Here is an 18,638-nt window from a genome sequence, read left to right on the forward strand (position 1 = left end):
AGCGGGCTTGCTCGCGAATACGGGCTGGCATTCAAAATTGATGTCGGCTGATACACCGCTTTCGCGAGCAAGCCCGCTCCCACATTGTGTTTGTGATCAGCCATAAAAAAACGCGGCGCCTGTGAGGGCGCCGCGTTTTTTATGCCAGTAGATCAGAAATCAAGGCTGACCCCGACGTTCACCCCCTGCTGGGTAAAGTCATCATCCTTGCGCACGTTGTAGCTGGCGCGCAACGCCAAATCCTGCGTGAGCTTATGGCTCACGCCCAGGTTCAGGCGATTGAGGTTGGTCTGCGGCTCGTAGCCTTCGAGCGTGAAACGGTTGCCCGGCAAGCTGTTGAGGTTGATGGTCAGATCCTGGCGGTCGTCGTTGTACTCACGTTCGTGAGCGAACTCACCGAACACTTCAGTCTGCGCGGTGATCTGGTACTTGCCCTGGATACCCACGCCCAGACGCCGCGAGTTGCGCGACTGGTCGTCAAAAGTCAGCGCCGTGGAGTCAGCGCCTTTTTCCGAGTAGCCATCGACTTCGGTCTTGCCAAAGTCGGCACTGACGAACGGCGACAGGTGCCACGGGCTGCTGGCCTGCTGCGCGATGTCGTAGCCGAGGCGGCCGCTGATCGCCAGCACGTAACCGTCGGTATCGCCTTTCTCTCCGCGCTCGTTGACCCCAAGCTGGAATTTACGCTTGAGGCTGTCGTAGTCGAGTTTGCCGGCGGTCATCGCCAGATCGCCCCACCAGCGGTTTTGCTGATACTGGGCGAACGCGGTGCCCATGTAGGAGTTGAGTTTGTATTCCGAGTCGGCGTCGCCGGCTTCGAGTTTCTGGTGATAGAAACCTGCGGCCAAGCCGACACGCCAGGCTTCGTTGACGCGATAGCTGCCGCCGATGTTCAGGTTATACCCGTTGCCATCGGCACTGGCCGCACTGTGCTGGCTGTCGAAATCCTGATGTTGACCGCCGCCGGCAACGATGGCGCGCCATTGGCCCACGGCTTGCCAGTTTTCCCAATCGGCCAGCCATTGATTGCGCAGTTCATCCTGATGCGCGCGCAACGAACCCTGGGCCATTTCCGGCAGCAGGGTCAGCTCCCAAGGGGCGGCCAGCAGCGAGTAGGCGTAGTCGGCAATCAAGCGCTGGCCGGCTTCGGTCGGGTGCACTGCGTCGTTGTAGATCAGCTTGGTCGGATCCGGCGTGGCGCTGTTGATGCCGTATCGGGCGTTCTCGGTGCAACTGTTGCCGCTGAAGCAGGTGGCCGTCAGGTTCTGGTCGGTCGCGAGGCCGAACTGCGCCGGGTTGGCGAAGGCTTCTTTGAGCAGCACCGGGATGTTCAGTGGGATGATTTCGGCGTTGATGCCCTGCAACTGCCTGACCAGCTCGGTGTTGAACTGGGCGCTGAGCTGCGAGGTGAAACCCTGCAGCGGCGAGCCGTTGATGGCCGGGGTCAGGCCGATGTCCGGCAGCAGCCAGACCATGATGTATTTGGCGCCGGCGCCTTGCAGCGTGCGGGCGCTGTCGGCCAGGCGATCGGCTGCGGCGCTGGCCTGATCGAGACTGAGTACGCGGCCCTGAAGGAAATCGTTGCCGCCCCCCGACAGGTAATACAGCGCGTTCGGATCGGCACGGAAGCCGTTCGACGGCAGATAACCGCTGCGGGTGCGTTCGCCGGTGGCGGACTGGGTGGTGATCGAGTCGAGGATCTGGTCGGTACGGTAACCGCCCACCGCCCAGTTGTTGCCATCGGCCAGACCTTCACCGGCGCGCACGGCCGAAGACGAGGAGGCGGTCTGGTCGGGGCTGAAACCGAGTTTGCCGCCGATGATCTGGGTGGCGTTGAGGTCGCGGTTTTCCCCGGTGCCGTCCTTGTACAGCGGGCCGGTGCGGTTGGTGTAGCGCTGCGTGGCGCCGGCCGGGCCGCCGGTATCCCTGAAGGTCCCGGCGTCGTTCAGGCTGTCGCCGAACACGATGAAGTTCGAATAGGGGGCGAGTGCTGCGTAGGCCTGGGCGCAAGCCATGGCGAGCAGGCAACCGGCAAGCGGTACAAACAACGTCTGTTTGATCATGAGCAAGTCCGTTTATTTATTGTTGTAGGTGAACGAAACGACAGTACCAAAAACTCCCGGCGTTTTGCCATCGGTCGCGAAGCCTCCCTTAGTTTTGTCCCCCGTCAGCCCCGCCATATTGCACGCTCCGTCCAGCTAAGTTACTGTGCCGGAACGTATGAACGAGACCTTTCCCGTGTTGATCGTCAGCAAACTTCTGGATCAAGTCATCAAGGCACACGCCCGTTGGCGTTGGCGCGCCTGAATCTTTTCTGCCGGCCCGGCCGGATCTGTATCGCTTTGCCTTCCTTACCCGTTTGAAATGCCGCTGTGCCGACGCCACCTGCGCGTCCGACATCGTGCACCGCCCTGCGGGCAAGTCATTCGAAGGCTGTCTTCAAGTCAGAATTCAAGAGGTTCGAAACGCCATGTTGCTGATGATCGACAACTACGACTCCTTTACTTACAACGTTGTGCAGTACCTGGGCGAGCTGGGTGCCGAGGTCAAAGTCGTGCGCAACGATGAACTGACCGTCGCCGAAATCGAAGCGCTCAACCCCGAGCGCATCGTGGTCTCGCCAGGCCCGTGCACGCCGACCGAAGCCGGCATTTCCATCGAAGCCATCAAGCATTTCGCCGGCAAACTGCCGATCCTCGGCGTCTGCCTCGGCCATCAGTCCATCGGTCAGGCCTTCGGCGGCGACGTAGTGCGCGCCCGCCAGGTGATGCACGGTAAGACTAGCCCGGTATTCCATGAGGACAAGGGTGTTTTCGCCGGTCTGAATCGTCCGCTGACGGTTACCCGCTACCACTCGCTGATCGTCAAGCACGATACTTTGCCCGAGTGCCTGGAACTGACCGCGTGGACGCAGCACGATGATGGTTCAGTCGACGAAATCATGGGCCTGCGGCACAAGACCCTGAACATTGAGGGCGTACAGTTCCACCCCGAGTCGATCCTCACCGAGCAGGGTCATGAACTGTTTGCCAACTTCCTCAAACAAACCGGCGGCACGCGCTAAGGACTCCCATGAATATCAAGACAGCCCTGAGCCGTATCGTCGAACACCTCGACCTCAGCACCGAAGAAATGCGCGACGTGATGCGCGAAATCATGACCGGCCAATGCACCGAGGCGCAGATCGGCGCATTCATGATGGCCATGCGCATGAAAAGCGAGAGCATCGATGAAATCGTCGGCGCCGTTTCGGTGATGCGTGAGCTGGCCGATCAGGTCGAACTCAAGACCCTCGACGGCGTGGTCGATGTGGTCGGTACCGGCGGTGACGGTGCGAACATTTTCAACGTGTCGACGGCGTCCGCGTTTGTCGTCGCGGCAGCCGGTTGCACCGTGGCCAAGCACGGCAACCGCGCAGTATCTGGCAAGAGCGGCAGCGCCGACTTGCTCGAAGCCGCCGGCATTTATCTGAACCTGACGCCGGTGCAGGTGGCCCGTTGCATCGACAACGTCGGCATCGGTTTCATGTTTGCCCAGACCCACCACAAAGCCATGAAGTACGCCGCCGGCCCGCGTCGCGATCTCGGCCTGCGTACGCTGTTCAACATGCTCGGCCCGCTTACGAATCCGGCCGGTGTCAAACATCAGGTGGTGGGCGTGTTTACCCCTGCGCTGTGCCGGCCGTTGGCCGAAGTCTTGCAGCGCCTGGGCAGCAAGCACGTACTGGTGGTGCATTCGAAGGACGGTCTGGACGAGTTCAGTCTTGCCGCGCCGACTTTTGTGGCTGAGCTGAAGAACAACGAAATCACCGAATATTGGGTCGAGCCGGAAGATCTGGGCATGAAGAGCCAGAGCCTGCACGGTCTGTCGGTCGAAGGCCCGGAAGCTTCGCTGGCACTGATCCGCGATGCGCTGGGCAAGCGCAAGACCGAAAACGGCCAGAAGGCTGCCGAAATGATTGTGCTCAATGCCGGTGCGGCGCTGTACGCGGCTGACCTGGCGACCAGTCTCAAAGAAGGCGTGGCGCTTGCGCACGACGCATTGCACACCGGTCTTGCTCGGGAAAAACTCGAGGAGTTGGGTGCCTTTACCGCGGTATTCAAAGTGGAGAATGAGGGATGAGTGTACCGACGGTTCTGGAAAACATTCTGGCGCGCAAAGTCCAGGAAGTCGCCGAGCGCAGCGCTCGTGTCAGCCTGAGCGAGCTGGAAAGTCTGGCCAAGGCGGCCGATGCACCCCGTGGTTTTGCCCAGGCATTGCTGGCGCAGGCCAAGAAGAAACAACCGGCGGTGATTGCTGAAATCAAGAAGGCTTCGCCGAGCAAAGGTGTGATTCGCGAGAGCTTCGTGCCTGCCGACATCGCCAAGAGCTACGAGAAGGGCGGGGCGACCTGTCTGTCCGTACTGACCGATATCGACTACTTCCAGGGCGCCGATGCCTACCTGCAACAGGCCCGCGCCGCGTGCAAACTGCCTGTAATTCGCAAGGACTTCATGATCGATCCGTACCAGATCTTCGAAGCCCGCGCGCTGGGCGCCGACTGCGTGCTGTTGATCGTCTCCGCACTGGACGACGTGAAAATGGCTGAGCTGGCCTCGGTCGCCAAAGGCGTCGGTCTCGATGTGCTGGTGGAAGTGCATGACGGCGATGAGCTGGAACGCGCGCTAAAAACCCTCGACACGCCGCTGGTCGGGGTCAACAACCGCAACCTGCACACCTTTGACGTCAGCCTGGAAACCACCCTCGACCTGCTGCCGCGTATCCCGCGCGATCGTCTGGTGATCACCGAGAGCGGCATCCTCAATCGCGCCGATGTCGAGCTGATGGAAATCAGCGACGTCTACGCGTTCCTGGTCGGCGAAGCGTTCATGCGCGCGGAAAGCCCGGGCACCGAACTGCAGCGCCTGTTCTTCCCGGAGCGTGGCGTTCCGGTCAGTGGTTCGACCCTCGACTGATCTGCTTCAGACCGAGTCGCCCCTTTCGCGAGCAGGCTCGCTCCCACAGGAAATGTATTCTTGATGTGGGAGCGAGCCTGCTCGCGAAGGGGTCATAAGATTCACTACAGACTGCTCGTCTAACGGATTTCTTTATGACTCCAGTTTGCCTCCCCATCGAAGCCGGCCTGCAAGCCGAACAAGACTTGCTCGCTTCCGTCTGCGCCGGCGACGCCGAATTCGGCCTGCTGTTCTGGCAACCCAGTGATCGCGCCCTGGTCATGCCGCGTCGCCTCAATCGCCTGCCCGGTTTCGAGCATGCCTGCGAAGTCTCCGCCGCTGCCGGCTGGCCAGTCTTGCTGCGGGAAACCGGCGGTGAACCGGTCCCGCAATCCGCTTCAACCATCAACATCGCATTGGTTTACGCCCCGCCCCGCAGCGAGGGCGATCTGAACCGCATCGAAACCGGTTACCGGCGCCTGTGTGATCCGATCTGTGAGTTGCTGGATGAGTTGGGCGGTGTGTCGTCGTTGGGCGAAATCGACGGCGCGTTCTGCGACGGTCGTTTCAACGTCAATCTCGACGGCCGCAAGATGGTCGGCACCGCTCAGCGCTGGCGCCAGAGTCAGGGCGGTCAGCGTCCGGTGGGGCTGGTGCACGGGGCGATGCTGATGGATAACGAGCGCGAGTCGATGGTTGCGGCGGTCAACCGCTTCAACAAGGCTTGCGGTCTGGAGCAGCGGGTGCGCGCCGAAAGCCACATCGCCCTGCATGAGAAGTTCGTCGCGCCAACGGCTTTGGCGCGTCTGGATGAGCTGTTTCGTCTGATGCTGGCGCAGGTCTACAGCGCCTGATTTTGTGCGCTTAGCGCGTACCGAAGACCACCATGGTCTTGCCTTTCACATCGACCAGATTGCGTTCTTCAAGATCCTTGAGCACGCGACCGACCATCTCCCGCGAACAACCGACAATCCGGCCGATTTCCTGACGGGTCACCTTGATCTGCATGCCGTCCGGGTGGGTCATCGCGTCGGGCTGCTTACACAGCTCCAGCAGGCAGCGGGCCACGCGACCGGTAACGTCGAAGAACGCCAGGTCGCCGACCTTGCGCGTGGTATTGCGCAGACGTTGGGCGATTTGTCCGCTGAGGACGTAAAGAATGTCTGGATCCTGCTGCGACAGTTCGCGGAACTTCACGTAGCTGATTTCGGCGATTTCGCATTCGACCTTGGCCCGCACCCATGCGCTGCGTTGCTGTTCCTGGCCTGCCTGTTCGAACAGACCCAGCTCGCCGAAGAAGTCCCCGGCGTTGAGGTAGGCGATGATCATTTCGCGGCCGTCGTCATCTTCGATCAAGATGGTGACCGAACCTTTGATGATGAAGTACAGCGTGTCCGAGCGATCGCCGGCGCAGATGATGTTGCTCTTGGCCGCATGGCGACGGCGCTGGCAATGCATCAACAGCTTGTCGAGGTTCTTGATTTTGGGTGTGGGGGTAATAGCAACCATGGTTGTATCCCGAAAAGACTGCACGGTGATGTTTGATTTTTTTATGAGGCGCTGAAGGCGGTCGCTACACAGGCTGACAATTGGCGCCAGCGAATTGGCGCCAGCTTACCAGACACTTCGTCGAAAATTCGAGAAATTACCTACGCAGCTGAGGCATCCGTCCTAGGAACGCCGGGCGCTGCCAGAGCAAAGGCCTGTGCTAAGCTGGCGACCCTTTTTTCTACAGTGGAGTCTTGGCGATGAAGGCACGCATCCAATGGGCTGGCGAAGCCATGTTCCTCGGCGAATCCGGTAGCGGTCATGTTGTGGTCATGGACGGACCACCGGACGCCGGTGGTCGTAATCTGGGTGTTCGCCCGATGGAAATGCTCCTGCTGGGCGTTGGCGGTTGCAGCAACTTCGACGTGGTCAGCATCCTGAAGAAGTCGCGTCAGGCGGTTGAAAGCTGCGAAGCGTTCCTCGAAGCCGAGCGAGCGACCGAAGATCCGAAGGTGTTCACCAAGATCCACATGCACTTCGTGGTCAAGGGCCGTGGCCTGAAAGAAGCCCAGGTCAAGCGCGCCATCGAACTGTCTGCCGAGAAGTATTGCTCGGCCTCGATCATGCTCGGCGCGGCCGGCGTGGCGATCACTCACGATTATGAAATCGTCGAGCTCGGTTGAATCGACATTCAACTATCATAAAAGCAGTGCAGACTCTGGCGATCCCTCGCTGACGTCTGCATAATGCGCCACTTTTTTCAGGGCAGTGATCGGTCAACCGACGGATCGTCCGCCTGAACAGATAACCAAAATCGCCATCGCGAAGAGGTGTTAACCGTCCTACGCAGGTGCGTTGTTCGCACTTGACGGGCATGCTTGATCACGCGGCTGCGCCGCATACATAGAGAGTTTTTAACGGTGAAAAGCAAACTCAAGCTCCACGGGTTCAATAACCTGACAAAGACCTTGAGCTTCAACATCTATGACATCTGCTACGCGGAAACCCCGCAAGACCAGCAGGCTTACGTCGAGTACATCAATCAAGAGTACAACGCCGAACGCCTGACGCAGATCCTCACGGAAGTTGTCGAAATCATTGGTGCCAACATTCTGAACATCGCGAGTCAGAACTATGAGCCTCAGGGTGCCAGCGTCACGATTCTGATCTCGGAAGAGCCGGTGACCCCGACTGACAGCCAGATCGAAGAGTCCCCGGGTCCATTGCCCGAAATCATCCTTGCCCACCTCGACAAGAGTCACATCACGGTGCATACCTATCCGGAAATCCATCCGGACGCCGGTATTGCGACGTTCCGTGTGGACATCGACGTGTCGACCTGTGGTGTCATTTCACCGCTTAAAGCGCTCAACTTCCTCATTCACCAGTTCGATTCGGACATCGTGACTGTGGACTACCGTGTGCGCGGCTTCACCCGTGACGTTGAAGGCAACAAGCACTTCATCGACCACGAGATCAACTCGATCCAGAACTACCTTTCCGAAGACACTCGCGACGCGTACCAGATGACCGACGTGAATGTGTACCAGGAAAACCTGTTCCACACCAAAATGCTGCTGAAGAACTTCGAACTGGATAACTACCTGTTCGGCGACGCCACCAGCAACCTGTCCTCCGAGCAGCGTGCTCAGGTGACCGAGCGTGTGAAACACGAAATGCTGGAAATCTTCTACGCGCGCAACATGCCGGCGTAAGATTCCCGGGCACAAAAAAGGCGACTACCGTGCGGTAGTCGCCTTTTTTATTACCGAAACAGAACCCTGTGGGAGCGAGCTTGCTCGCGAAGGGGCCCTGCGAGACAACACTGAAGTCAGATCCTGTAGGTACTCTTGGTCATCACCTTCGCCAACAGACTCATCCCGAACTTCACCGGCGCCGGAAAACGGAAACCGCCCGCATCCAGTGCGCTCTCCGCATGATGCTCTTCATCAATGCGCATCTGCTCCAGAATCGCCCGGGACTTCTCGTCCTCGGCCGGCAATTGTTCCAGGTGCTCGTTCAGGTGTTTGCACACCTGATGCTCGGTGGCCGCGACGAAGCCAAGGCTGACCTTGTCACTGATCAGGCCGGCGACGGCGCCAATGCCGAACGACATCCCGTAGAACAGCGGATTGAGCACGCTGGTGTGACTGCCCAGCTGATGGATGCGCTGCTCGCACCACACCAGATGATCGATTTCTTCTTCGGCGGCATGCTCCATGGCGGCACGCACCTGCGGCAATTTTGCAGTCAGCGCCTGCCCTTGGTACAGCGCCTGGGCGCAGACCTCACCGGTGTGGTTAATGCGCATCAGGCCGGCGACGTGGCGGGTGTCTTCATCGCTCATCTGCACATCCGGCTGCACAATGGCTGGCGACGGACGGTACGGCTGGCCACTGAAGGGCAGCAGGGTGCGCATCGCGGCATCGGCTTGCAGCAGAAGACGGTCAATCGGCGAGTAGTGACGTTGGGTAGTCATGCTGACCTCCGGGAAAAATCTCGACCGCCAGTTTAACCGAATCGGCCGGGGAAGGTTTGCGCTGGGTCATTTGCCACGCGGTCATGCTTTTGGTGGGAGCGGGCTTGCTCGCGAAGGCGTCGGCACCTTCAGAATATCAATGGCAGACACTCCGCTTTCGCGAGCAAGCCCGCTCCTACAGGGGCGGATGCAGTGAATCAGCCCGGCGGCCAGTTCATCTGGCGCTGACCAAGTACGTGCATATGAATGTGATAGACGGTCTGGCCACCTTTTTCATTGCAGTTCATCACCACCCGGAAGCCTTCCTCGCAGCCCAGCTCCAGCGCCAGACGCTGGGCAGTGAACAGGATGTGCCCGGCCAGTGCCTTGTCGTCTTCGGTCAGGTCGTTGAGGGTGCGCACCGGTTTCTTCGGGATCACCAGAAAATGCACCGGTGCCTGAGGGGCGATGTCGTGGAACGCCAGAACCTGGTCGTCCTCGTAGATGATCTTGGCCGGGATTTCCCGGTTGATGATCTTGGTGAACAGAGTATCCACTGCTGTTTTCTCCGTTGTGGGGGCTGGCCTGAGTGTACTCATGGGAAATGACCGCGCCCAGTGATTTGCCGTAGGACAGTTCAGCGCGGGCAGTAAGCCTTGTTGACCATGCCGACGAGGGTGCGATTGAGCCAGCGCGAGCCGAGGCGTGGCAGGAAGGCCAGCCACCGGTTGCGTCGTCCCGGAATGATGATGGCGCGGTTTTTCTCCAGTGCACGCACGGTGTACAGCGCGACTTCCTCGGGACTCATCAGCAGTTTGCTGTCCTTGAGTTTGTCGCTGTTGAGCTGCGCGGTGCGGAAGAATGCGGTGCGGGTCGGGCCGGGGCAAAGTACCGAGACTTTGACCGCGCTCTGTTTCAGTTCAACCCGCAGCGCTTCGGAGAAGTGCAATACGTAAGCCTTGCTGGCGTAGTAAGTGCTCATCCACGGGCCGGGATTGAACGCCGCCACCGAGGCGACGTTGAGGATCTGTCCGCCGCCCTGCAGCGCCATGCTGTTGCCGATGGCGTGGCACAGGCGGGTGAGGGCGAGGATGTTGACTTCGATCAGATCCTGCTCGGTCATCCAGTCTTGGGCGAGGAACGGGCCGCAGGTGCCGATGCCGGCGCAATTGACCAGCAGATCGATCTGCCGGTCGCCTTCTTCCAGTTCCAGCAGGAAGCCGGACAAGCGCAATGGCTCGCCCAGGTCGCAGGCGCGGAACAACACCTCCACGCCAAAGCGCTGGGTCAGTTCGATCGCGATACTTTCCAGCTGATCACGCTGGCGGGCCACCAGAATCAGGCTGCGACCGCGCCGGGCCAGCGCTTCGGCCATGGCCAGGCCGATGCCGCTGGAGGCGCCGGTGATCAGAGCGTAACGGGTCATGCAATTCTCCATCGCAACAGCTCCGCGCCAGCGACGCAGGTGTCACGGCGGGGAGCGTTGTTCATTCTTTCGCAGAGTCTACAGGGGCCGGGGGCGCTTCGGCTGCATCGTCCACGGAATTCGCCGGTTCAGTCTCGACCTCGACTTCATCGGTGGTGACCGAGCCGCTTTCATAGCTGCTCTCGAGGTTGGTTTCATATTCTTGCTGAATGGCCGAAATACCGCCGAGCATGCCGCCGGCAAACACCAGGGCGAAGAACACGATCCAGAGCGAGCACAGCACTTTGACCGCAGTACTGTTGGGTGGCGGTGGCGGGCCGTAGCGGTTGGCGCCGGTGTTGCCCGGCACGACCATGATCACCAGCGGGAAGAAGCTGCCCACGAACGGCACCAGGTTCAGCAGCCACAGCCAGCCGGACCAGCCGATATCGTGCAGGCGCTGTACGCTGAACAGAATGCTTACAATGATGAAGCCGAGGAACAGGAAGAACGCGAATATCCCGCCAATGATCAGGCCGGTGGTGGAGTCGCCACTGACTAGTCCGAGAGCGAGCAGGGCGAATATGCCCACGATCGGCAGGGTCACCAGGCTCAGCACCATCGTCCAGGCCAGAAACCGCAGGCGACCGATCCGGCCTTCGACGCTGAAGGGCTTGAGCACTGCGAATTCTGGCAGGTTTTCGCCGACGTTGGCCCGAGGTGGCGCATAGGGTGATGCGGGTTCATTGAAAGTCGCCGGTTGTTCATGCACGTCCGACAGACTCAGTTCGATCGCCGTTTCGCTTTCGATCCGTGCATCGATCCCGGTCTTGCTCAGTGCTTGCAGATAAGTCTGCGCATCGCTGTGGGTCAGGTCGCGTTTGAGGGCGACGGTGCTGCCGTTGAACAGGCGCTCGATGGCGGCAACATCGCTTTTGAACAGGGCCGCCAGATTGAGCTTGGCGGTGGTGAGATCGACACCGGGCTGTAGAGCACCGTCGAAAACGATCTTGTAACGAGGTTCGCTCATGGCCGAGGCATCCTTGTCGCGAATGAATTGAGGGTCAGCAAGTGTAAGGCCAGTCGGTCGATGACTGGCCTGATTTTTCTCAGCGTGGCCAGCGTTTTGGCAACTGCGCCGCGCGTTCCAGCGCCTGACGATATTCCGCGTCGAGCCGGGCGATCAACTGGTCGACGCTCGGCAGGTCGTCAATCTGGCCTACACCCTGGCCGGCCGACCACACGGTCTTCCAGGCCTTGGCTTCGTCGTTGATCGGTTTGAGTTTGTCACCGAAATTGACTTCGCCCTTGCCTTGCAGCGCGGCCATGTCGAAACCCGCCGCCTCCAGGCTTTGACGCATGAAGCTGGCCGGTACTCCGGAGACTGCAGGAGTATGAATGATGTCCGCCGCCTTGGCCGTCAGCAGCATGTCCTTATAGGCGTCAGGCGCATGACTTTCGGTGGTGCCGATAAATCGCGTACCGAAGTAGGCCAAATCCGCGCCGAGCAGCTGTGCGGCCAAAATCTCATGGCCGTGGTTCAGACATCCGGCAAGCAACAGGGTTTTATCGAAGAATTCACGGATCTCGGCGATCAGTGCAAACGGACTCCAGGTGCCGGCATGGCCGCCGGCGCCCGCCGCGACGGCGATCAAGCCGTCGACTCCGGCTTCGGCGGCTTTCTCGGCATGCCGGCGCGTGGTCACGTCGTGGAACACCAGTCCACCATAGCTGTGCACGGCATCGACCAGATCCTTCACTGCGCCGAGGCTGGTGATGACAATCGGCACCTTGTGCTCGACGCAGATGTTCAGATCCGCCTGCAGGCGCGGATTGCTGTTGTGCACGATCAGGTTCACTGCATACGGCGCCGGGTTGTCCAGTGTCGCCAGGCCCGCTTCAATCTCCTCCAGCCAGGCCTTGAAGCCGCTGCTTTCACGCTGGTTCAGCGCCGGGAAGCTGCCAACCACGCCGTTACGGCAGCAGGCGAGCACCAGCTCCGGGTTGGAGATCAGGAACATCGGCGCCGCCACTATCGGCAAGCGCAGACGTTGTTCGAGCAAAGCGGGTAGCGACATTGGAAATCCCCCGAGGTGTGATGCTGTTATGAAGTTAGAACGGCTTGACCACGACCAGAATTACGATAGCCAGCAATATCAGAACCGGCACTTCATTGAACCAGCGATAAAAGACATGGCTGCGGGTGTTCTCGCCACGGGCGAAGCGTTTTACCTGCGCGCCGCACATGTGGTGGTAGCCGATCAGCAGCACCACCAGGGTCAACTTGGCGTGAATCCAGCCGCCCATGCTGAAGATGCCCGGATTGAGGTAGATGAGCCAGCCGCCGAAGATCAGCGTGGCGATCATCGCCGGGCCCATGATGCCGCGATACAGCTTGCGCTCCATGAGGCTGAAGCGTTCCTTGCTGATCGCGTCTTCACTTTGCGCGTGATAAACGAACAGCCGCGGCAAGTAGAACAGCCCGGCAAACCAGCAGACGACGCTGACGATGTGAAACGCTTTGATCCACAGATAGAGCATTTTTGGTTATTCCCAGGTTCACGGTAGCCGGGATAGTAGAGGCTTGAGCGTCCGCACGTCACCTTGATGGTTGTCGCAGGGGCGCGCGGCCCCTATTATCGACGGCTTTCCAGTGGGTTCGTTGAGGGCAGGTTTATGGTCAAGGTCGGTATCGTCGGCGGCACGGGTTACACCGGTGTCGAACTGCTGCGTCTGTTGGCACAGCATCCGCAGGCAGAAGTGGTAGTGATCACTTCCCGATCCGAGGCCGGTCTGGCCGTGGCTGACATGTACCCGAACCTGCGCGGTCACTACGACGGTCTGGCGTTCAGCGTGCCGGACATCAAAACCCTGGGTGCGTGTGATGTGGTGTTCTTCGCCACCCCGCACGGCGTTGCCCATGCGTTGGCCGGTGAACTGCTGGCGGCGGGCACCAAGGTCATCGACCTGTCTGCGGACTTCCGTCTGCAGGACGCTGAAGAATGGGCCAAGTGGTACGGCCAGCCGCACGGTGCGCCGGCGTTGCTGGACGAGGCGGTCTACGGTCTGCCGGAAGTCAATCGCGAGCAGATCAAGAAGGCTCGTCTGATCGCCGTGCCGGGCTGCTATCCAACCGCCACGCAGTTGGGTTTCCTGCCGCTGCTTGAAGCGGGTCTGGCTGACACTTCGCGCCTGATTGCCGACTGCAAATCCGGCGTCAGCGGTGCCGGTCGTGGCGCAGCTGTAGGCTCGCTGTATTCCGAGACGTCGGAAAGCATGAAGGCTTACGCGGTGAAAGGTCACCGTCATCTGCCGGAAATTCGCCAGGGTCTGCGTCGCGCTGCCGGTAAGGATGTCGGTCTGACCTTCGTCCCGCACCTGACCCCGATGATTCGTGGCATTCATTCCACGCTCTACGCGACCGTGGTTGATCGTTCGGTGGATCTGCAGGCACTGTTCGAAAAGCGTTATGCCAACGAGCCGTTCGTCGACGTGATGCCGGCCGGCAGCCATCCGGAAACCCGCAGCGTGCGTGGCGCAAACGTCTGCCGCATCGCTGTGCATCGTCCGCAGGATGGTGATCTGGTGGTGGTGCTGTCGGTGATCGACAACCTGGTCAAAGGCGCGTCGGGTCAGGCGGTGCAGAACATGAACATCCTGTTCGGCCTGGATGAACGCTTCGGTCTGTCCCACGCCGGTATGCTGCCGTAACACGTTCGGCAACACAGCAAAAAGGCCCGTCAAACGGGCCTTTTTGCATTCTGGGCAGTTGGTCGGGTTTATTGATATACCGTAACAATAGTTGACCGATTTTCTAGGACAAGCGGATAATGCGCGTCATCACGCATTATGGCGGCGTAACGCCGGGAGATAGTCAGCATGAGCGTCGAATCCTTCACCCCCACGGCTTTGCAATTCACCCAAGGTGCTGCGCACAAGGTGAAGAGCCTGGTCGATGAAGAGGGGAATGATCGCTTGAAGCTGCGCGTATTCGTTACGGGCGGCGGTTGTTCGGGGTTTCAGTACGGCTTCACCTTCGATGAGGATGTGGCCGAGGACGACACCATCGTCGAGCGCGAAGGCGTGAGCCTGGTGGTTGATCCGATGAGCTTCCAGTATCTGGCGGGTGCCGAAGTGGATTACCAGGAAGGTCTGGAAGGTTCGCGCTTCGTGATCAAGAACCCGAACGCCACCACGACCTGTGGTTGCGGCTCTTCGTTCTCGATCTGATCGCACCTTGCTGCACACAATAAAACGCCGCAGAGCCTTACGGTTCTGCGGCGTTTTTTGTTGCCTGTCTTTTGTTCAGTTCGGGTAGATGGCGCCGAGTACCCGCAGGCCTTTGGCGCCGGTGACGCTCGGGCGATTGGCGGCAATGCCTTCGAGGCAGCAATGGGCCAGCCAGGCGAAGGCCATTGCCTCGACCCAGTCCGGATCGACGCCGTGAGTGGCGGTGCTGGCGACGGTGGCGTTAGGCAGCAGGTCGGCAAGACGTTTCATCAGCGTAGCGTTGTGAGCGCCGCCGCCGCAGACCAACATTTCCCGCGTATCGGATTGAGCGCTTTGCAGCGACTCGACGATGGTCTGCGCCGTCAGTTCGAGCAGCGTTGCCTGAACGTTTTCAGCGGCGAAGCTCGGCAAGCTTGAGAGGTGGTGCTCCAGCCACGGCAGGTTGAACACTTCCCGGCCAGTGCTCTTCGGGCCTTTGGTCACGAAGAACGGGTCGCCGAGCAGAGCTTTCAGCAAGACTGGCTCGACCGTGCCGGTGGCTGCCCACTGGCCGTTGCGATCATAGTTCTCGCCGCGTTGCTGATGAATCCAGGCATCCATCAGCACATTCCCAGGGCCGCAGTCGAAACCGGCTACAGGCCTGGTCGGTTCTATCAGACTGAGATTGCTGAAACCGCCGACATTCAGGACTGCACGATTACCGTTACGCTCTTCGAACAAAGCCTCATGGAAGGCTGGTACCAGCGGGGCACCCTGACCGCCAGCAGCCACATCGCGGCTGCGGAAGTCGCTGACCACGGTAATGCCGGTCAGCTCGGTCAGGAGTGCGGGATTGCCGATTTGCACAGTGAAGCCACGAGCAGGCTCATGACGAATGGTCTGGCCATGGCTGCCGATTGCACGAATGGCCTCAGGCTTTAGTTGCTGCTGGTCGAGGAGGGTGTGGATGCCCTGTGCAGCGAGTTTGACCCAGTGCTGCTGGGCGATCGCCGAGCGGGCAATCTCGTCGGGGCCGCTGGCGCACAAGCCAAGCAGCTCGGCGCGCAGGGATTCGGGCATGGGGATGTAATGCGTGGCGATCAGTTTGATCGCCGAGGTCTGCTCGATCAGGGCGATGTCCAGCCCATCGAGACTGGTGCCGGACATCACGCCGATATAAAGAGCCATGGCTTAGCGCTTGCTCGAAGCCAGCATGGTGGCTTTCTCTTGATCCATGCGCGCCATCAACGGCTGGCTCTGCGCGAGGAAACGTGCGCGCTCGGACTTGGCGATCGGATCCGCCATCGGCAGCTTCTGGCCCAGTGGGTCGACGTGAACGCCGTTGACCTGGAACTCATAGTGCAAGTGCGGTCCAGTGGACAGGCCGGTGGTACCAATGTAACCGATCACTTGGCCCTGCTTGACGCTGCCGCCGGTTTTCACGCCTTTGGCGAAGCCTTGCATGTGGCCATACAGCGTGCGGTAGGTGTTGCCGTGCTGGATGATCACCGTGTTGCCGTAGCCACCGCGGCGGCCGGCCAGCAATACTTTACCGTCGCCGGCAGCCTTGATCGGCGTACCGCGTGGCGCTGCGTAATCGACACCTTTGTGGGCGCGGATCTTGTTGAGGATCGGGTGTTTGCGGCCCATGGAGAATTTCGAACTGATGCGGGCGAAGTCCACCGGGGTACGGATAAACGCCTTACGCATGCTGTTGCCATCAGCGGTGTAATAGCTGCTGTTGCCTTGTTTGTTGGTGTAACGCACGGCGGTGTAGGTCTTGCCGCGGTTGGTGAAGCGTGCAGACAGAATCGGGCCGGTGCCCACTGCCTTGCCGTTGACCACTTTCTGCTCGTAGATCACGTCGAATTCGTCACCTTGACGGATGTCCTGAGCGAAGTCGACGTCGTAGCCGAAGACGCTGGCCATATCCATGGTCAGGCTATGGGACAGGCCTGCACGGGCAGCGGATTGTGACAGGGAGCTATTGATCACGCCGTGCACGTAAGCCGTGCGAACGGTCGGCTTGGCTGTTACTCGGTTGAATGCGTAGCCCTTGTCATTCTTGGTCAGGGTAATGGTTTCGACGTCGCTGACCTTGCTGTGCAGGCTGGTCAGTTGGCCTTCCGGGTTCAGTTCGAACTCCAGCTTCTGGCCGTGCTTGAGCTGGCTGAACTGTTTGGCTTGTTTGTCGCTGGCCAGCACTTCGTGCACAGCAGCGGCTGGCAGACCGACTTTCTCGAACAATGTAGAGAGCGTATCGCCTTTGGATACGACGACTTCGCGGTGCCCCGGGGCTTTTGATTTCTCTGCAGCCGGAGCTGGGGCAGGTGCGGCTTCAGCGGTTTTCGGGGTTTCTTCGGTGCTGTTTTCGATCTGGGCGAAAGGTGAGGCTGCTGGCTCATTTGTGGCTTGAATCGCGTCAGCAGCGTCTTGATCTTGTGTCAGTTGTTCAGCAGGACTTTCCAGTTCCAGGCTCAGGGTCGTCTTTTTGGCTTCAACATCACTGGAAGGAAATACCAGGAGCGCCAGGCTGAGAAGGGCGGCGATTCCACTTGCGGCGAGCAGGTGGGTCTTCGGGTAAAGCGGTGGCGCTTTAGACGGTTCAGTGGTCATAAGTAATTTTGACTTTGAAAAAAGATGAATTGGAAAAGATGAATGACATGATGAAGATGAAATAACTGTATAAAATATAACCAAATCATCCCCGAAGCAAGTCTACAGACATCCTGTCTGCAGATTGGTGTCCGTGCGCCGGGCAAAACTTGTAATTGGTGCACGATCTTGTATGGTTGGTTCCCTTTGAATCTGAGCCTTGCGGGTCTGTTATGAAGTCGGTTGAAGAGCAGCTAGCGCTGATTAAACGTGGTGCGGAAGAACTATTGGTCGAGTCCGAGCTGATCGAGAAGCTCAAGCGCGGCCAGCCGCTGCGTATCAAGGCTGGTTTCGATCCAACCGCCCCGGATCTGCACTTGGGTCACACCGTGCTTATTAATAAGCTGCGCCAGTTCCAGGAATTGGGGCATCAGGTGATCTTCCTGATTGGTGACTTCACCGGGATGATCGGTGATCCAAGCGGCAAGAGCGCTACGCGTCCTCCGTTGACTCGCGAGCAGGTTCTGGAAAACGCTGAGACGTACAAGACTCAAGTATTCAAGATTCTTGATCCGGCGAAAACCGAAGTTGCCTTCAACTCCACCTGGATGGATCAGATGGGTCCGGCTGACTTCATTCGTCTGACATCGCAGTACACCGTCGCACGTATGCTTGAGCGTGATGACTTCGATAAGCGTTACACCACCAATCAGCCGATCGCTATTCATGAGTTCCTCTATCCGCTGGTTCAGGGATATGACTCGGTTGCTCTGCGCGCGGATGTCGAACTGGGCGGTACCGATCAGAAGTTCAACTTGCTGATGGGGCGTGAGCTGCAGCGTGGTTATGGTCAGGAAGCTCAGTGCATTCTGACCATGCCGTTGCTCGAGGGCCTGGATGGCGTGAAGAAGATGTCCAAGTCGTTGGGCAACTACGTCGGTATCCAGGAAGCGCCAGGTGTGATGTACGGCAAGCTGGTTTCGATTCCGGATGCGCTGATGTGGCGTTACTTTGAGCTGCTCAGCTTCCGTTCGATGGATGAGATCAATGCCTTCCGTGCAGATGTCGAGGCGGGGGCTAACCCGCGCGACATCAAGATCAAGTTGGCGGAAGAGATTGTCGCGCGCTTCCATGGTGAGGAGGCTGCGGCCAATGCTCATCGCGCTGCCGGTAACCGTATGAAAGATGGCGAACTGCCGGATGATCTGCCGGAGATCGAACTGGCCTCTGCTGAAGATATGCCAATTGCGGCCGTTCTTAATAAGGCAGGCCTGGTGAAGAACTCGGCAGCGGCGCGTGATCTGTTGGCTTCTGGTGGTGTGCGTGTGGATGGTGAGGTGGTTGATCGCTCCTTTATATATGTGCTGGGCGCGACCCACGTTTGCCAGGCGGGCAAGAAGGCATTTGCACGTATCACACTGAAAGCTGAATAAAGTTTGAAATAAGGGTTGACGGCGAATTTTAGAAGTCTATAATTCGCCCCACTTCCGGCGCAGTCGAAATGGAAAACTCCTTGAGATTCAACGAGTTACGCAGTTATCGGCAGCGG

19 protein-coding genes are annotated in these 18,638 nt (G+C 59.3%); 9 read left to right on the forward strand and 10 right to left on the reverse strand.

Annotation, left to right across the window (positions count from 1 at the left end):
* Positions 1-152: 152 nt before the first annotated feature.
* Positions 153-2,063 (reverse strand): esterase EstP, encoded by a 1,911-nt coding sequence (gene estP, locus ACM6I7_RS07160; RefSeq protein WP_414888233.1) that lies wholly within the window; start codon positions 2,061-2,063, stop codon positions 153-155.
* A 407-nt stretch (positions 2,064-2,470) separates the two neighbouring features.
* Here estP and ACM6I7_RS07165 point away from each other — a divergent pair, with 407 nt between their 5' ends.
* From ACM6I7_RS07165 to ACM6I7_RS07180, 4 genes are all read left to right on the forward strand, one after another.
* Positions 2,471-3,064, forward strand: coding sequence for an aminodeoxychorismate/anthranilate synthase component II (locus ACM6I7_RS07165; protein WP_150370219.1), 594 nt, complete (start codon positions 2,471-2,473; stop codon positions 3,062-3,064).
* Positions 3,065-3,072: 8 nt separating this feature from the next.
* Positions 3,073-4,122 carry an anthranilate phosphoribosyltransferase gene (gene trpD, locus ACM6I7_RS07170; RefSeq protein ID WP_003228800.1) on the forward strand — a complete coding sequence of 350 codons (1,050 nt, stop codon included), beginning with the start codon at positions 3,073-3,075 and terminating at the stop codon, positions 4,120-4,122.
* Entirely contained in the window at positions 4,119-4,955 is an 837-nt protein-coding gene (gene trpC, locus ACM6I7_RS07175) for an indole-3-glycerol phosphate synthase TrpC (RefSeq protein WP_414888234.1), read from the forward strand. Before trpD ends, trpC begins: the two co-directional genes overlap by 4 nt.
* 134 nt (positions 4,956-5,089) lie before the next feature.
* Positions 5,090-5,788 (forward strand): lipoyl protein ligase domain-containing protein, encoded by a 699-nt coding sequence (locus tag ACM6I7_RS07180; protein ID WP_115988778.1) that lies wholly within the window; start codon positions 5,090-5,092, stop codon positions 5,786-5,788.
* A 10-nt stretch (positions 5,789-5,798) separates the two neighbouring features.
* Here ACM6I7_RS07180 and crp read toward each other — a convergent pair whose 3' ends face one another.
* Positions 5,799-6,443 (reverse strand): cAMP-activated global transcriptional regulator CRP, encoded by a 645-nt coding sequence (gene crp / locus ACM6I7_RS07185; RefSeq protein ID WP_007966430.1) that lies wholly within the window; start codon positions 6,441-6,443, stop codon positions 5,799-5,801.
* Positions 6,444-6,682: 239 nt separating this feature from the next.
* On the opposite strand from crp, the gene ACM6I7_RS07190 reads away from it, so the two are divergent.
* Together ACM6I7_RS07190 and speD are read left to right on the forward strand one after the other, a co-directional pair.
* Positions 6,683-7,105: an OsmC family protein gene (locus ACM6I7_RS07190; protein WP_003228794.1), complete on the forward strand. Its 423-nt coding sequence runs from the start codon at positions 6,683-6,685 to the stop codon at positions 7,103-7,105.
* A 237-nt stretch (positions 7,106-7,342) separates the two neighbouring features.
* A complete protein-coding gene (gene speD / locus ACM6I7_RS07195; RefSeq protein ID WP_027610737.1) occupies positions 7,343-8,137 on the forward strand; it encodes an adenosylmethionine decarboxylase in 795 nt (264 codons plus the stop codon).
* 116 nt (positions 8,138-8,253) lie between these two features.
* On the opposite strand, the gene coq7 is transcribed toward speD, so the two are convergent.
* The 6 genes from coq7 to hemJ all read right to left on the reverse strand — a co-directional run bounded on the left by coq7 (position 8,254) and on the right by hemJ (position 12,826).
* Positions 8,254-8,901: a 2-polyprenyl-3-methyl-6-methoxy-1,4-benzoquinone monooxygenase gene (gene coq7, locus ACM6I7_RS07200; RefSeq protein WP_027610738.1), complete on the reverse strand. Its 648-nt coding sequence runs from the start codon at positions 8,899-8,901 to the stop codon at positions 8,254-8,256.
* A 197-nt stretch (positions 8,902-9,098) separates the two neighbouring features.
* Positions 9,099-9,437, reverse strand: a complete 339-nt coding sequence (locus ACM6I7_RS07205; RefSeq protein ID WP_003228789.1) for a histidine triad nucleotide-binding protein — start codon at positions 9,435-9,437, stop codon at positions 9,099-9,101.
* Positions 9,438-9,517: 80 nt separating this feature from the next.
* Entirely contained in the window at positions 9,518-10,306 is a 789-nt protein-coding gene (locus ACM6I7_RS07210) for an SDR family NAD(P)-dependent oxidoreductase (RefSeq protein WP_041070136.1), read from the reverse strand.
* A gap of 61 nt (positions 10,307-10,367) precedes the next feature.
* Positions 10,368-11,315: a DUF805 domain-containing protein gene (locus ACM6I7_RS07215; RefSeq protein WP_414888235.1), complete on the reverse strand. Its 948-nt coding sequence runs from the start codon at positions 11,313-11,315 to the stop codon at positions 10,368-10,370.
* A 79-nt stretch (positions 11,316-11,394) separates the two neighbouring features.
* Positions 11,395-12,363, reverse strand: coding sequence for a nitronate monooxygenase family protein (locus ACM6I7_RS07220; protein ID WP_333992075.1), 969 nt, complete (start codon positions 12,361-12,363; stop codon positions 11,395-11,397).
* Positions 12,364-12,397: 34 nt separating this feature from the next.
* Positions 12,398-12,826: a protoporphyrinogen oxidase HemJ gene (gene hemJ / locus ACM6I7_RS07225; protein WP_027610742.1), complete on the reverse strand. Its 429-nt coding sequence runs from the start codon at positions 12,824-12,826 to the stop codon at positions 12,398-12,400.
* Positions 12,827-12,961: 135 nt separating this feature from the next.
* Between hemJ and argC the strand changes: the two genes are divergently transcribed.
* Both argC and erpA read left to right on the forward strand, forming a co-directional pair.
* Positions 12,962-13,996 (forward strand): N-acetyl-gamma-glutamyl-phosphate reductase, encoded by a 1,035-nt coding sequence (gene argC / locus ACM6I7_RS07230; protein WP_064589472.1) that lies wholly within the window; start codon positions 12,962-12,964, stop codon positions 13,994-13,996.
* Between the two features lie 168 nt (positions 13,997-14,164).
* Entirely contained in the window at positions 14,165-14,515 is a 351-nt protein-coding gene (erpA, locus tag ACM6I7_RS07235; protein ID WP_003228776.1) for an iron-sulfur cluster insertion protein ErpA, read from the forward strand.
* A 75-nt stretch (positions 14,516-14,590) separates the two neighbouring features.
* On the opposite strand, the gene ACM6I7_RS07240 is transcribed toward erpA, so the two are convergent.
* Complete coding sequence (locus ACM6I7_RS07240) at positions 14,591-15,682, reverse strand: anhydro-N-acetylmuramic acid kinase (protein ID WP_183785588.1); 1,092 nt, start codon at positions 15,680-15,682, stop codon at positions 14,591-14,593.
* A gap of 3 nt (positions 15,683-15,685) precedes the next feature.
* The gene (locus tag ACM6I7_RS07245) at positions 15,686-17,110 is read right to left on the reverse strand and encodes a peptidoglycan DD-metalloendopeptidase family protein (RefSeq protein ID WP_098965877.1); all 1,425 of its coding nucleotides are present in this window, start codon (positions 17,108-17,110) and stop codon (positions 15,686-15,688) included.
* A gap of 212 nt (positions 17,111-17,322) precedes the next feature.
* Between ACM6I7_RS07245 and tyrS the strand changes: the two genes are divergently transcribed.
* Complete coding sequence (gene tyrS, locus ACM6I7_RS07250) at positions 17,323-18,522, forward strand: tyrosine--tRNA ligase (protein WP_096796636.1); 1,200 nt, start codon at positions 17,323-17,325, stop codon at positions 18,520-18,522.
* Positions 18,523-18,638 lie beyond the last annotated feature (116 nt).

The sequence above is a fragment of the Pseudomonas sp. IT-93MI4 genome (genome assembly GCF_949767635.1).
Classification (GTDB): domain Bacteria; phylum Pseudomonadota; class Gammaproteobacteria; order Pseudomonadales; family Pseudomonadaceae; genus Aquipseudomonas; species Aquipseudomonas putida_A.

Excerpts from the sequence above, each read along its gene's own strand:
- hemJ (WP_027610742.1), bottom strand. The coding sequence starts at position 12,826 with ATGCTCTATCTGTGGATCAAAGCGTTTCACATCGTCAGCGTCGTCTGC.
- ACM6I7_RS07180 (WP_115988778.1), top strand. The coding sequence starts at position 5,090 with ATGACTCCAGTTTGCCTCCCCATCGAAGCCGGCCTGCAAGCCGAACAA.
- ACM6I7_RS07245 (WP_098965877.1), bottom strand. The coding sequence starts at position 17,110 with ATGACCACTGAACCGTCTAAAGCGCCACCGCTTTACCCGAAGACCCAC.
- trpD (WP_003228800.1), top strand. The coding sequence starts at position 3,073 with ATGAATATCAAGACAGCCCTGAGCCGTATCGTCGAACACCTCGACCTC.
- erpA (WP_003228776.1), top strand. The coding sequence starts at position 14,165 with ATGAGCGTCGAATCCTTCACCCCCACGGCTTTGCAATTCACCCAAGGT.
- coq7 (WP_027610738.1), bottom strand. The coding sequence starts at position 8,901 with ATGACTACCCAACGTCACTACTCGCCGATTGACCGTCTTCTGCTGCAA.
- estP (WP_414888233.1), bottom strand. The coding sequence starts at position 2,063 with ATGATCAAACAGACGTTGTTTGTACCGCTTGCCGGTTGCCTGCTCGCC.
- tyrS (WP_096796636.1), top strand. The coding sequence starts at position 17,323 with ATGAAGTCGGTTGAAGAGCAGCTAGCGCTGATTAAACGTGGTGCGGAA.
- trpC (WP_414888234.1), top strand. The coding sequence starts at position 4,119 with ATGAGTGTACCGACGGTTCTGGAAAACATTCTGGCGCGCAAAGTCCAG.
- ACM6I7_RS07190 (WP_003228794.1), top strand. The coding sequence starts at position 6,683 with ATGAAGGCACGCATCCAATGGGCTGGCGAAGCCATGTTCCTCGGCGAA.
- crp (WP_007966430.1), bottom strand. The coding sequence starts at position 6,443 with ATGGTTGCTATTACCCCCACACCCAAAATCAAGAACCTCGACAAGCTG.
- ACM6I7_RS07210 (WP_041070136.1), bottom strand. The coding sequence starts at position 10,306 with ATGACCCGTTACGCTCTGATCACCGGCGCCTCCAGCGGCATCGGCCTG.
- ACM6I7_RS07165 (WP_150370219.1), top strand. The coding sequence starts at position 2,471 with ATGTTGCTGATGATCGACAACTACGACTCCTTTACTTACAACGTTGTG.
- argC (WP_064589472.1), top strand. The coding sequence starts at position 12,962 with ATGGTCAAGGTCGGTATCGTCGGCGGCACGGGTTACACCGGTGTCGAA.
- ACM6I7_RS07215 (WP_414888235.1), bottom strand. The coding sequence starts at position 11,315 with ATGAGCGAACCTCGTTACAAGATCGTTTTCGACGGTGCTCTACAGCCC.
- ACM6I7_RS07220 (WP_333992075.1), bottom strand. The coding sequence starts at position 12,363 with ATGTCGCTACCCGCTTTGCTCGAACAACGTCTGCGCTTGCCGATAGTG.
- ACM6I7_RS07240 (WP_183785588.1), bottom strand. The coding sequence starts at position 15,682 with ATGGCTCTTTATATCGGCGTGATGTCCGGCACCAGTCTCGATGGGCTG.